General features: G+C 58.8%; 17 protein-coding genes. All 17 read left to right on the top strand.

Features of this window, described 5'->3' with window-relative positions; genetic code table 11:
* Position 1: 1 nt before the first annotated feature.
* Positions 2-1,381: a phage portal protein gene (locus tag KFK14_RS11365; RefSeq protein ID WP_212610878.1), complete on the top strand. Its 1,380-nt coding sequence runs from the start codon at positions 2-4 to the stop codon at positions 1,379-1,381.
* Entirely contained in the window at positions 1,374-2,558 is a 1,185-nt protein-coding gene (locus KFK14_RS11360; RefSeq protein WP_212610877.1) for a collagen-like domain-containing protein, read from the top strand. The genes KFK14_RS11365 and KFK14_RS11360 overlap by 8 nt, the downstream gene beginning before the upstream one ends.
* A complete protein-coding gene (locus KFK14_RS11355; protein WP_212610876.1) occupies positions 2,551-3,075 on the top strand; it encodes a head-tail connector protein in 525 nt (174 codons plus the stop codon). Before KFK14_RS11360 ends, KFK14_RS11355 begins: the two co-directional genes overlap by 8 nt.
* A 13-nt stretch (positions 3,076-3,088) precedes the next feature.
* Entirely contained in the window at positions 3,089-3,349 is a 261-nt protein-coding gene (locus KFK14_RS11350) for a spike base protein, RCAP_Rcc01079 family (protein ID WP_212610875.1), read from the top strand.
* Positions 3,350-3,405: 56 nt separating this feature from the next.
* Positions 3,406-3,753 carry a hypothetical protein gene (locus KFK14_RS11345; protein WP_212610874.1) on the top strand — a complete coding sequence of 116 codons (348 nt, stop codon included), beginning with the start codon at positions 3,406-3,408 and terminating at the stop codon, positions 3,751-3,753.
* A 257-nt stretch (positions 3,754-4,010) separates the two neighbouring features.
* Complete coding sequence (locus tag KFK14_RS11340; RefSeq protein ID WP_212610873.1) at positions 4,011-5,192, top strand: hypothetical protein; 1,182 nt, start codon at positions 4,011-4,013, stop codon at positions 5,190-5,192.
* A 505-nt stretch (positions 5,193-5,697) separates the two neighbouring features.
* Positions 5,698-8,214 carry a glycoside hydrolase family 16 protein gene (locus KFK14_RS11335; protein ID WP_212610872.1) on the top strand — a complete coding sequence of 839 codons (2,517 nt, stop codon included), beginning with the start codon at positions 5,698-5,700 and terminating at the stop codon, positions 8,212-8,214.
* Entirely contained in the window at positions 8,211-8,429 is a 219-nt protein-coding gene (locus KFK14_RS11330) for a hypothetical protein (protein WP_212610871.1), read from the top strand. Before KFK14_RS11335 ends, KFK14_RS11330 begins: the two co-directional genes overlap by 4 nt.
* Before the next feature lie 14 nt (positions 8,430-8,443).
* Entirely contained in the window at positions 8,444-9,439 is a 996-nt protein-coding gene (locus KFK14_RS11325; protein ID WP_212610870.1) for a phage head spike fiber domain-containing protein, read from the top strand.
* Positions 9,440-9,522: 83 nt separating this feature from the next.
* The gene (locus KFK14_RS11320) at positions 9,523-10,233 is read left to right on the top strand and encodes a hypothetical protein (protein ID WP_212610869.1); all 711 of its coding nucleotides are present in this window, start codon (positions 9,523-9,525) and stop codon (positions 10,231-10,233) included.
* Positions 10,234-10,354: 121 nt separating this feature from the next.
* Positions 10,355-10,837: a hypothetical protein gene (locus KFK14_RS11315; RefSeq protein WP_212610868.1), complete on the top strand. Its 483-nt coding sequence runs from the start codon at positions 10,355-10,357 to the stop codon at positions 10,835-10,837.
* Positions 10,838-10,847: 10 nt separating this feature from the next.
* Positions 10,848-11,210 (top strand): phage head completion protein, encoded by a 363-nt coding sequence (locus KFK14_RS11310; protein WP_212610867.1) that lies wholly within the window; start codon positions 10,848-10,850, stop codon positions 11,208-11,210.
* Positions 11,207-11,635, top strand: a complete 429-nt coding sequence (locus tag KFK14_RS11305) for an HK97-gp10 family putative phage morphogenesis protein (RefSeq protein WP_212610866.1) — start codon at positions 11,207-11,209, stop codon at positions 11,633-11,635. The genes KFK14_RS11310 and KFK14_RS11305 overlap by 4 nt, the downstream gene beginning before the upstream one ends.
* A gap of 1 nt (position 11,636) precedes the next feature.
* Positions 11,637-12,032: a tail completion protein gp17 gene (gp17, locus tag KFK14_RS11300; protein WP_212610865.1), complete on the top strand. Its 396-nt coding sequence runs from the start codon at positions 11,637-11,639 to the stop codon at positions 12,030-12,032.
* Between the two features lie 3 nt (positions 12,033-12,035).
* Positions 12,036-12,482 carry a phage tail protein gene (locus KFK14_RS11295; protein WP_212610864.1) on the top strand — a complete coding sequence of 149 codons (447 nt, stop codon included), beginning with the start codon at positions 12,036-12,038 and terminating at the stop codon, positions 12,480-12,482.
* Positions 12,482-12,874 (top strand): hypothetical protein, encoded by a 393-nt coding sequence (locus KFK14_RS11290; RefSeq protein ID WP_212610863.1) that lies wholly within the window; start codon positions 12,482-12,484, stop codon positions 12,872-12,874. The genes KFK14_RS11295 and KFK14_RS11290 overlap by 1 nt, the downstream gene beginning before the upstream one ends.
* Before the next feature lie 83 nt (positions 12,875-12,957).
* Positions 12,958-13,122, top strand: coding sequence for a hypothetical protein (locus KFK14_RS11285; protein ID WP_212610862.1), 165 nt, complete (start codon positions 12,958-12,960; stop codon positions 13,120-13,122).
* The last annotated feature ends 4 nt before the right edge of the window (positions 13,123-13,126 follow it).

The following is a 13,126-nucleotide window of genomic DNA, read 5'->3' as shown; positions in this document are numbered from 1 at the left end:
GATGGGCCTTCTCGCCAAAACTCTCTCCGCTCTAGGCCTTAAGGCTGCGGAGGGGGAATACCGGGAAGGCCCATATAATCTCCCGATAACTGGTGGCTGGCTTTCTGCCGAGGCTGGCCAGTATGCAAATTGGTGGCAGCTCGGCTTTGACGTTACCACCGGACGCCGTTCCGCGATGGTGGAGGCGTGTATCGCCTCCTACGCCCAGACCGTAGCCATGTGCCCTGGCTCGCATTGGAAGTGGTCCAAGGAAAACGGCCGCGACCGGATTACCGGCTCCGCCCTTACGCGCATCCTGAAGGCGCCGAACGATTACCAATCGATTTCCGACTTCCTCCTGAATGCGACAGCGAACCTTCTGGACGAAGGCAACTGTTACGCGGTCGCGCTGCGGAACAACCGGTACGAAATTCAAGAGCTTCACTTGATGAACCCGCGCCGCAGCGCACCGCAACTCGCGGTTACCGGCGAAGTGTTTTATCATCTGGGCGGCAATGAGATCCTTGAGGCCCGGATCGGCACAAACATCATCGTGCCGGCTCGTGACGTCCTCCACATCCGTTTGCAGACCCCTCGGCACCCGCTGATCGGCGAGGCGCCGATCGCCGCGGCCGCCCTTCAGCAGGCGGCCGGCAATGCGGCTTTGCAGCAGCAGATCCAGTTCTACCTTAATCAGGCTCGCCCCTCCTTTGTCCTCAGCACCGACCAGACCCTAAACAAAGACCAGGTCAAGATGCTTCGGGACAGTTGGAACGAGCAGGCAAAGGGTCTTAACCGAGGCGGAACCCCGATTTTATCGTCCGGACTTAAGCCGTCCCCGCTCTCAACGACCGCGAAGGATTCAGACCTTGCAGACATCCTAAAGATGTCAAACGAGGCCATTGCCCATGTCTATCGTGTCCCGCTGCAGATCCTGGGGACCGGCGACACACCTTATGCATCGACCGAGGCGCTCATGCAGTCCTGGCGGGCAGGTGGACTCGGCTTCGTCCTAAACCACATTGAAGAGGCGATCGGCAATCTCTTCAAGCTTGGCGGACAGCCGGATGAATATCTCGAACTCGACACCAGCGCTCTTCTGAGGTCGGCATTTAAGGATCGGGTCGAAGGTTGGGCGCGAGGTGTCCAGTCGGGCATTTTCGCTCGCAACGAAGCGCGAATGGACTTCGAGCAGGCTCCGGTCACAGGCGGCGACGAGCCCTGGGTCCAGCAGCAGGACGTACCCCTCAGTGTTGCAGCGGAGTTAGCAAAGAATCCGCCCACCCCTCCTCCTGCTCAGGGTGCGGCGGATGATGCCGCCGCACCGGAAGCCGACCCTGAACAGTCGCGGGCATTTCTCGCCCTCTATAAGCAGGATATGAGGGAGGCGCTGCGTGCTTGACACTAAGGCGCTCGCCGAAGCTACAGCGGAAATCGTGCGCGAGCACGTTGCATCGATTGTCGATCCGCTCATCAAGCGACTTGCCGCCCTTGAAAGTCGGCAGCCAATCGACGGCCGGGACGGCAAGGATGGCACCGACGGCAAGGACGCTGACCCGGAGGACTTGAAGGGGTTCATCAATGAGCGGCTCGCCGAGTTGTTGCCGCTGGCCACAGCTGATGCGATCGCCGCCCTTCCACCGCCAAAGGATGGTGTCGACGGGAAAGATGGGGCCGACGCTGACGCGGAAGCACTGAAGGCGAGCGCCATAGCCTACGTCGCTGAGATAGTCCCCGAAGCTGTTCAACTAGCTCTTTCAGCGCTTCCGACGCCAGAGAACGGCAAAGATGGAATCGACGGCAGGGATGGCAGGGATGCCGATATGGCGGCGCTTGAAGCCGCGGCGAATATCAAGGCCGAAGAGGTAGCCCTTGCGGCTGTACGAAGTGCGATCGCCGAAATTCCCGACCCCGTTCACGGCAAGGATGGTCGAGATGGCCTAGATGGGAAAGACGGCGTCGACGGCAAGGACGGAGCCGGAATTGCTGACCTGATCATCGATCGAGAAGGCAATCTCGTCTGTACGATGACAGACGGCCGAATGAAGACCTTGGGTGTCGTTGTGGGCAAAGATGGCCGCGATGGGACTGACGGAAAAGACGGTGCCGACGGGAAAGACGGCGAGGCGGGCCGCGACGGCCGCGATCTGGACGACATTCAAGTGGTTCAGGATGGCTCGACGATCGAGATGCATTTCCATGTCGGCGATGTGGAATCGATCTTTGAGTTCGAACTCCCAAGGGGCCCTGCTGGCGCCGACGGCAAGGACGGTGCCGATGCGTATCATGGCGAGGCGCGAGGATTGTTCGATCCGAAGGCGACCTATCGCGGAATGGACACCGTCTCGTTTAATGGGTCGGAGTGGCGAGCGAAACACGATGATCCGGGTGAGCTGCCGGGGCCGGGGTGGATGCTCTCGGCATCCAAGGGCAAGCGCGGCGAGCCGGGCAAGGAAGGCACCGCTGGCAAAGACGGCGTCTCTGCAATTGCAACCTACCTCAAGGGTTCAACGCTCGTCACCACACTTAGTGACGGGCAAGAGCTCAAGGCCGACCTGTCGGGCTTGCTCAGTGGCTGAGCCAATCGATCTTGATCAGGCGAAGGCTCAGCTGCGCGTCGACCACGGTGACGAAGACGACCTGATCACCGGCCTGATCCAGGCAGCTCGCGAATGGGTTGAGAATTACACGGGCCTCATACTGGTCCAGCGGAATGTAACGGAAACATTCGACAGCCTCTGCAAGGCGCAGCGGCTGGACGCATGGCCAATTGAGGCTGATGCCTCAGTTTCTATCGCCTATCTGGACGGCGGCGGCATCCAGCAGGAGCTGACTGACGTTCGCCTTCTCGCCGGGAAGCGCCCTGCCCGTATCAGCGCGGCAATCGGCGCGGCCTGGCCGACAATCTATAGCGCAGACGATGCGGTCGCAGTGACCGTCCAGGCCGGCTACCCCACTGCCGAGGCTGTCCCCTGGGCGCTGAAGCAGGCAATCCTTCTGCATATCCAAGCCATGTATGACCAAGGCTCGCTCGGCTCCGCTGAAGAAGCCGCCCTCAAGTCACTCTGCTGGCCCTTCGTTCGCATCACGGTTTAAAAGGACATGGCCTATGCCGCCCAACACTCCAGGCTACACGACCCAGTCGGCAGGCTACTTGCGCGCTGTGACGCCTCACGCGACCGACCCCCTTCCTGACGGCGTATGTCGTGGTTTGTTGATAGGCACTGGCGGCAATGTCTCGATTGTCGCGGAAAACGACACCGATCCAGTCCTCCTTAAAAACCTCGGTAGCGGCGTGATCTACCCAATTAAGGCTAAGGCTGTTCGCATCTCCGGCACGACCGCAAACGATATCGTCGCTCTGTATTGAGATTCGCTCAAGCTCCGGGGGCCTCGTCAATTTGCCGCTATTCGAAGGAGCCGCCGATGCCGCCCATCGACGAATACTACGAATTTCAGATCGGTGAGGGGATCCGGATAGCGATCGACGTCGACGAAGGTGATCTGGACAGTGTGAGTTCGCCGTCATCTCAGATGCGCAGAGTGAAAAACCGGCCGCTAGGCCCTCCTCAGCCTTTCGTTGGCGAACCTATTGATGCCGATGTCCTCTCGCTGTCTGCGGGCGCGGGCTTCGTATTGGCAATTGATGACACTGCAAACCTGTCTCCCGGCTGGTATCTGCAGGACCTACGGTTCTTAGTGTCGGGAGTGCCCTTCATCACTAGTCCAGTGGGCATCCGTTTGGTTCCGGCAGTGACGGGCTCCGAGCCGTGACCCTAAAGTTAAAGTGGCGTCCACAAGGGGATCCCAATTCTGCCGACCTTTATGAGATTACCGGGAACGCCGGCCCCGGCGGACCACTCAATATATATTCCAGGTTCTACGCCACCCCAACCGACGCCGGCAGCAGCTTCGTCTCTGCCGAGCTTTTTCTCACCGAGCCTTTTGCGTCAGCCCAGGTCTTTTCTACGCCTGTGGATGCCGACGCTGGGTTTGTATCTGTCGAATTTAGCCTGACAGGATCCTGACTTATGGCCCTGCCTTCCGGACAGTATGAAGTTACCCCGCTGGGCGGCCTCGTTGGCAAGTTCACAGGGGACAATGATGGCTATCTTCACCCGGTTCCTGGTGCGCTGGTGGCCAATACCTCATATAGCGGTCAGGCTCGGATCAGACGGCTTTCAGATGATGCGACGGTCGAAATCGCAATCACGGTCCCAGCAATTCCAGCCACCGGAACACCTGCCACACCGCCGGAAATGCCTCTGACGGCTGCATTCTTGGTGCCGGAGGCGCGGCCGAACGGCTCAATTATCGCTTATGTCGCGCCGACGACGGTTGGTTCACCGGCTCCGGCTTTCGCGATGACGCCGCTCCCTGGCGCAACGATCGATCCTTCGACCGGCGATATTCTGGTGCAGGATCGTTCGGCCCTGTTCACAGCGCTTGGCGATAACGGCGTGAACGTCACGCTGACCGCCTCTAATACCGCAGGACAGTCACAGACGACGCTGACCCTGACGAAAGGCGGTGATTACAAGGATCTGGACGAATTCAATGCCTATAGCGGGTATCATTGGGACATGCTGGATAACCGGCAGGTCACAATTGACGGTGCGAACGCGATCACTGGCATAAAGGACAAGAGCCCCTATGCCCGCCACCTAATCAACGTCACGCCCCGCACCAAGATGAGCTACGCGCTTAACGGGCTGATGGGGGCCGGAAAGCCTTCAGCCCGCATCAATGCGGTGAATGGGTCGATCGCGGGAGATTTTACGCAGGATGCACCCATATGGCATGGGTTGCGCAGCTTCGACTTCGTTACATCAAACGCCAGTTACGACCGCGTGCGCGTCCATTTTGACGCGGTTTATAATGCTACGGGCTACGACAACGACGCAGACTTCGTGTTTCTGGATTTCCCACCGGGGACATTCGTTGGAAAGCAGGTTCTCGTCTCCCTGCAATGGTCCACGACTAACATCAGCGCTTGGATCAATGGCGCATTGGTCATTGATAATTTCGCGATCCGCACATTCTGTAGGCCAAAGAAACCGGGCATGTTTTTCGCGTTAGTCCAGTGCAACACCTATCAGGGCAGCATCGTCTACACCTCGACAATTGGCCAGCACACATGGTGGCGCGGCACGTCGATGAACGGGGATGTCTGCTGTGTCCTCCAATATCCTCATGCAGTGGAGGCGTTATGAGGATCGAGCGAGACCATGAAGCTGTCGCAGAATCGCTGCTGAACGATTTTCCAGACGGTCAACTGCGGTCCGTTCTGGTGATGACCCCTAGTGGCGTGGTCGATTTTGCCAAGCTTCGTGCTGATCAGCGGCGTCCAGAAATAGACGGCCAATATCCCTGGCGCTCTCAGGGGCTAACCAAAATGTATAGTACATTTCTGGCGAATGCTTGTCGTTTCGCACCCTCAGTCTGGCGAGCATCCGCTCGGACTGTAGGCCTACGGCGCCGGCTAACAACGTGGGTATCTCAGGCATGTCGTTCTTTGGTTTATCGGCCACGCGAATCCTCCCAGGCTGTTCCGTCCAACGCATCATACGTGAATGCTGACTTCGAAACAGCGGTCGTAATTTGCGTCAATGGTGACCGCATTCGCCTTACCCGCGGTCAATTACGCACGCCGATCCACGTTGATGTCGGCGACGAAGGCGAAGTTTATATCTCACCGCTTAAACCGGAGCCCGCATAATGGTTCGCCCCCTCACCCACGAGCAAATCTACAATTACTTCACCGCGCGCCAGATGCAGAACTATACGTTCCGTGCCACGGCGCTGCCGTCCATTTCATCGTGGACGCAGACCTTCCTCCAAGACTTCGACGACGTATCGACCGCCGTCGTTGATCTGAACGAAGCGTCAGCACACTCGACCAATCCGAACCGCATGTATGCGCGCGGCAGCTATGACACCATTGGTATCGGCAAGATGGTGGCAAAGTCTTTCGTCCCGACAGGAAACACCGAAGGCAAAACCTCGCTCTACGTGCAGGGCGATCCTTCAGTCCTGCGGATGGGTTCAGGCCGCTTTCCGACGATCGGCCCCCTCAATTACAGCACAAACCTTGAGACGATGCGCCTGAAGCCGGGCACGAACGTGCACGCGGCGGAAGACGGCGTGACCAAGGTGTCTGAGGGCTTTGAGCAGCAGTACGGCTACTTCTCTTGCCTAATGAAGACCATGCCGACCTATCGTTCCGACACGATGATCGCATGGCCAGCGTTCTGGCTCTACTCAAACCGTTGGGATCTGCCAGAGCACCCGGCGATCGAGGATGATTCCGCCGAACTGTACATCAGTTCGCGCGACAATGTGCTACGCGGCGACGGTACGCACCACACCGCGTGGCACTACCACAATCCGCCCCGTTCAATCGTGCATCCTGGCTACATCTCGACCGACTACAACATGGCCGGTCAGCTGATGACCATGAACCCGAACCCAGACTTTGGGGCGGCTTCGGATTTCGAATGGGGCAATGCCTATCATGAATTTGGCGTGCTCTATACGCCCGAGTGGAAGATCAATTATCTGGATCGCAAGGAAATCCAGCGCATCCCGATGTTCGACGAATATCACCAGCTGATGCACATGATCGTCAGCAATCAGACCAGTGCATATCTGATGGACGGCAATGTTCGTCTTACAAAAAGCGGCGTCACGGGCTGGGAAGATAACAAAATCGTCTGGGCTGACGTTGACTGGGTCAAGGCATGGCAGAACCCAGACTGGAACAATCTCGCCATCGCTGGCACCGCTGACGCGCTGACGATGACCAGCGGCCTGCCCATGACAGGCGCTTATGAGAACGGGCGCATCTTTAACGGCACGGTAAATGCGCCAAACGGCACCACGACGCCGACGCTCAACGTCAATGGCTTGGGCGCGAAGGTCATCAAGAAGTATAGCAGCTTCCTGCTCCCGCCACCTTGGAACGGCGGCCTGGTCGCTGTTGCAGCCGGCGATCTTCAGGGGCGCTGCAATTTCAAATATGTGGCGTCAGAGAATGCGTTCATTCTGCTGAACCCTGGCCGCTCACTTGAGCAGCCGAAGCACTACGTTCCGCCGGCCTTAGCAGGTAGCCCGGCTTCGATTCCGCGACGCGAGATTGAAGGCCGCATCATGGCTGACTGGAACAAGGTGTCTTTGCTGGTCGGAGACGATCACCCCGGCAAAGCGATCACCTTTGACCCGAGTGTCGCGCAGCCCAGGTGTCTGCCGAATCTGGAACTAACGTCTGTGGAAACGCGCAAGGCGGGAGACTTGGCCGGACAATGCCGGGTCGCCAACACCCCAGCCGTGCCCGCCCGTGCAGTCTGGAATGGTCCTGCAGAATTCAGGGTCGTTAGGTCAACCGGCGATATCTATCATGCCACTGATAATCCCTCACCGGGCAAGTACGAGGGTGAAGTGTCTTTCTGGTCGCCCGGCATCCCGAGCAAAAAGGGGGCAAATATCCGGCGCGTCGTTATTGATGTGAAGGAAGACATCCCCTTCGACATGTCGTTCTTCGGCGCCAATCTGAATCTCGATTACAATTTCGATGCGCCGTCATCGCTGACGCTGGAAAGCGGAAAGATTGCGGCGGTCAACGACCTGTCCAGCTTCGCGAACCATGCCATGCAGCCTGATCCGGCAAAACAGCCCGGCTACGACGCTGCGGGATTTAATGGGCATGGTTGCCTTGTGTCGTCAGTCGCCGGGGACATACTCAATGTCACGTCGCTGGTTTTCGGCGTCAATCTTGTGAATCTGGTCGCCTACCATGCAGACGGAAAGGCGGGAGTTCGAGTTGCTGGCGTCGATTACAAGACGCCCGTATTTGATTATACGCTGCCGCACATCATCATGTTCTATTGGACGCCGGGCGGGGTGTTTTGCAAGATAAACGGATCTCCGGTCGAGATCATCCAGGGTGGCACGCCAACCAGCAGTGGATGGGCGATCGTGGCAGGGTCATCAAACGGCCCAGCCGGAACATACGCGTGCGTTTATGGTCAGAATGAGGTGAGCGCCAGCCTCGTTAACAGCAACGTTAGCAACAGCGGCTTCAACGGGAAGATTGCCCGGACATCGTTGAGCAAGAACAGCATATCGGTGGCGAACGCTGACAAGGTGATCGGCCTGTACGGGCACACCTTGGGCATGACCGACCTGTTCCCCAGCGACTTCCCCTACAAGACCGCATTCCCAAGGTATTACTCATGAGCGAAGAGAACCCTGCGCTGCACCGTCTTGACGACCTGATCGCTGAAGCTGGCGCACTCGCGGAAATGCTTGGCGAAGACCCCGGCGGCGTTCCGAGCCAGCATGTTGATGTTGTCTTGGGCGAATTGTCGGCCTGCCAGTCGCACGCCAGCGAAGCTGAAAGCGAGCGCATAGCCACTGCGATCAGCAATCTCAAATCCGCCTCAAGCAGGTGAGCATCGGCCTTTCAATGGGGCTCACGCTGCGAGGAGGCGTGGCGAGCGGCGCGGCCCCCTATGCCATTGCCCTACCCTTCAGCGATGCTACGCCAAACTACCAGGTCGGCGCTGCGCAAAGCACAAACCTGTTGTCTCTGGCCAGCTACACGCGCTCCGGGGCGAAATATGAGCTTCTAAGCAACGGGTCGTTGCTTTCCCTCGCCACAGACGCACCGGGCCTTCAGGCAGGTGAGGGATACTGGTCGCGGGCGTCGATCACGAATCTCAATCCCTATTCGAATACGACCAGCAATGCCGGGTGGACTGGCAACAACGCTAATAAAACGGCTGGCCAGACCGATCCTGTTTCCGGGAGCGATGCGGCTCTTATAGCCTGCGGCGCTGGAAATGCCGCGCACTACATAACATCCCCCGGGGCCTCTTATACCGGCTCCGGAACGGTTTTCACGATCTCTCGCTTGGTGAAGCCCGCAACTGGTAGCACTTGGTATCAGATTGTGCTTCCAGGAACGCAGTTTGGCGCGAACGCTTACGCCAACTTCAACCTGACCGGTTCGGGATCAATGGGAACGATCGGCGCCAACCTCGTGGCCGCCGGTATCCAGGTCATGGCGAACGGCTGGTATAGGATATGGGTTCGCGCGACCTTGCTAGCCAACGGTACGGCGGGCACAATAGTTGCCTTCATCAACAGCGGAACTGATGCGCGACTGGCGGTAATAACCTCAACCGCGACATGTTATCAGACTAGTGCCCAAGCCGTTGCCAGCACAACCGTGGGTCCACTCATTGTAACGGGGGCAAGCGCCGTGACGATCGGGGCAGACGCGCTAACGCTGAACAACGTCGCAAATGGCACTTATGATTTCACGTTCACCTTCGACGATGACAGCACGCAGGCGATAGCGGGCGTAGTGGTAAGCGGCGGCACTTACACGCTGCCTGTGCATCCCACGGTTCTAAATCGGCCAAAGCTGAAACGGGTGGACGGCCTCAAGGTTGCCTGATCGTTCCGATATGGCTGGGTACTGACTCGACTCCAAATGTTGCGCGGTTAACCATCCCCCCTTGAACAACAGGGGTGTTGGTTATGATCAGGTTATTTCTTCGATATTTCATCGCTTTGCTCGCCGTAGGCGCGGCGAATCAAGCCTCAGCTTCTGGCATCCCTGTGCAGACCGACCAGTACGCGACCTACACATTCCTCGGCGACGTTCTTTGGGGAACTGATAATGATGGCTTGTTTGGCGCACCCGGAGATTTAACCGGCCGAGATGTAATCCTTACATTCGCCCTGCTCAAAAAGTCCCCAACTAACGTGTCCGGCGAGTATGACATATCGAAGTATGTGTTTGGGAAAGACGGCTATGCGATTATCACCATCAACGGCGTTTCGCAAAAGTTGCCCGGCCTAACAGATATCTCGTTCTCCCGTGGTTTTCGGGCAGGCAGTGGCGAAGGCGCTGATAAGAGTGGCTATGGAAGCCTTGATGCTTTCGCGTCGGGTTCGGGCGGCAGTTTCGTAAATGGCGGAGTATTCTCTACTTACAGTCCCGGCTTTACCGGCACTTCGAGCGTATTTTCGCCGCTCGTTTATGAAGACGCCTCGTTTCACAATGCTTTAGGCGAGTTCCTGCTAAATACGTCCAGTGATCCCACGCACGTAGGCGCTTTTGCTACGCTCTATCTTGACCGCGGCGGTGCCGTCTCGCCCGTCCCCGGCCCGGAAGGCTGGCTGGTTATCCTCGCGGGCATAGGAGCTTTCGCGTACATCCAGCGCCGTCGGGCTATAATGACTTAAGGCCTCACCCTCGGTATCCACTGAGACGACAAACAAAGTCACTGAGACACTGGGGCCCTGCATTGCGGGGCCTTTTTCATATTTGACTCAATCGTCACTAGCTTTTTCATAGGAGAAAACCATGACGCTGAGAGCCACTCTCGCGCTGAAGGTCGACGCGCAACTTGCAAGCGCGCTCGATATCGGTTCAGCAGAATATAAAATTGATGAGCTATTCCGTCAGGTGTTGTCCAATGGCGTTGGGCTCAATCAAGCAAACAATTGTTTCACAGATAACTTTGCAATCGTCGGAGCGGGAAACCAGTCTTATGACGTCGCCGGCGGGCTGACGAATGCCCTGGGACAGGCCCTGACGTTCACGGCGATCAAGGCGATCTTGGTCAAGAACACCGGTACCGCCCCGCTGACGATTGGAGCGGGGTCCAACCCATTGGCTGCGTTCATGGGTGCAGGTACGCACACCATCATTATACCGCCCGGGGGTCTGATCCTGCTGATCGACCCAACCGCGGCAGGTCAGGCGGTGGTCCCGTCCACCGGTGACGTCCTTCGGATTGCCGGCACGGATGCTGCAGGGACCATCATGATCTTCGGCGAGGCCTGAGGCTCAACCGATGGGCCTCGCCTCTCGGTCCCGCAATCGAAAGATTGTGTTCGAGAAACAGAAGCTTGTGGAAGACGATGAATATGGCGGCGAGGTTCTGAAGTGGACCACGCACTGCCGGGAATGGGCTTCGGTAAACTTTGGCTCTGGTCAGGAACGCCGCTCCGCCGCGCAAGAAACCGCGAGCCAGGTCGCAACGTTTCAGGTGCTCGCAAACCGGGCCACAAATGACCTGAGTGTCAAGGACCGCCTCTGCTACCCGGTTACCGATCCGGACCCAAAGAAATGGCCGCGGTGGGACATCACCAGCATCGTGCCTTCGAAACAGGATCGGCGAGGCTGGGACGTTACGGCGGTGACCGTCGCCACATGAGTAAGGAGATCTACAAGCTCACCGGACTCCGGGAGCTTGAGCGGTCACTGGGCGAGTTGCCGAAGGCGACCCGACGGCAAGTGGCGCTGCGGACGCTGAAGGAAGGCGGCGAACCCATCGCCAAGGCGGCGCGGGCGCTCGTGCGTGTCGATAAGGGCGACCTGAAAGAAAGCATTGACGTCAGCACCAAACTCGCCCGCTCGCAGCAGGCGGACAAAGGCGCCGTTGCGCCCGTTGAGATGCATGTTGGCCCAGGCCAGCACCCTCAGGGAATCACGGAAGAGTTCGGGACGTGGTTCGAGCCAGGCCACCCCTTCCTGCGGCCAGCATGGGAGGCGGAGCGCCTGCATACTCTGGACATCATAGGAACGCTGCTCGGCATCGAAATCGAGAAGGCCGCAGCAAGGCGAGCCGCGAAAGGCTGACATGGACTTTCAAGCCGGCGTCCGCGCCAGACTGCTCGCAAACTATGATGTGCGGCAGATCGCCGACAAGCGCGTGACGTGGCTAGAGCGGCCGCAGCTGAGCGGGCTGCCGGCGGTGACGTTGCAGGTCGTCGCCGACCCAAGGCCGCAGAATATGAAGGGTTTCGAAGGGGCGCGGAGCACAGACGTCCAGGCCGATTGCTGGGCAGCGACCTACAAGGAAGCGTTGCAGCTGGCGCGCGCCGTCATCAGCTGCCTGGCTGGTCCAGCGGAAATCGAAGGCAAGAAATTCGGGAACGCGCAGGTGACGGGCCAGCGCGATCTGGGGGAAACCGTCGCTGACGGCTTTGTGCACAGGCAATCTGTGGATTTGACAATTCGCCACGTGGGAGATTGATAAATGGCCGGTGAAAACCAAGAGGCCTCCATTGGCTGGGGTGGCGAAGTCCATCTCTTCAATGGAACCACCCTCTATGAACTGCATGAGGTGGTAAGCTTCACGCTACCACCGGATACCGATAGCGAGGTGGACGCAACGCACTTGAAGTCCCCCGGTCGCCGCCGGTCGACGGTGCCCGGCCTCATCGAAGATTCGACGTTCCAGGTGGTCCTGAATTATCGGCCCCTTTCGGACACCGACATTCTGATCCGCGCCGCACGCGCCGCACGCGATACCCGCGCGATGAAGCTGGTGATCCCGCAGAACGGCCAACCCTTCGCGCAGGTCGAACTGACGGCCAAGTGCACTGGCCACAGCCGCGGCGAGATCTCTCCTGAAGGCGTGATGCAGGCGACCGTCACATTCCAGGTCAAGTCCGATGAGGACTTCTCGGAGTATCAGGCATAATGGCGAACCCCGCTAAGGGCGAAGCTGCCTGCGAACTGATGGACGGCACCAAGCTCACGCTGGTTATCGACTATGACGCGCTTGCTGAGGCCGAGGAAGCCGCCGACATGGGGGTGAATGACCTGCTCGGGGCCCTCGGCGGGGAGACGCCTCGCCTCAAGGTCATGCGAGCGATGGTCTACGGCGCATTGCGCGATCGTCATGAAGATCTCACGCTTCAGGACGTCGGCAGCTTCCTTCTGGACCAGCGCAACCACGGCGTGATCGGCGAGGCGCTTGGCAAGGCGCTGCAGGGGGCCTTCGACCAGGCAACTGGCGGTGCCGAAAACCCTCCCGCCCCGCCCAGTGGAGCTGGGACCGCCTCCAGCAAGACTGGGCGGCAGAAGGCCTAGATCCGGACCGGTTCTGGAAACAGACGCCGCGGTCCTACGCAAATGCCCTCCGTGGCCGGTCCCGGGGCCATCAACAGCGGATCTTGGCGCTAGCCCACCAGACCGAAATGATGGCGCGGCAAAAGCTGCTCCATCACCTCTCCCACTATCTCAAGACCCCCACCGCGCCGGCTGCAAATGATGCCGGAGCCGCGGACGTGCTCGCCATGCTCGAGCGAACGAAGGGGGTGAAGATCCAGCGTCTCTGAAAGG

It is taken from the genome of Sphingobium phenoxybenzoativorans (assembly GCF_018286635.1).
Classification (GTDB): domain Bacteria; phylum Pseudomonadota; class Alphaproteobacteria; order Sphingomonadales; family Sphingomonadaceae; genus Sphingobium; species Sphingobium phenoxybenzoativorans.
Note: the sequence above shows the minus strand (reverse complement) of the source record. Positions and strands in the feature narration are given on the sequence as shown.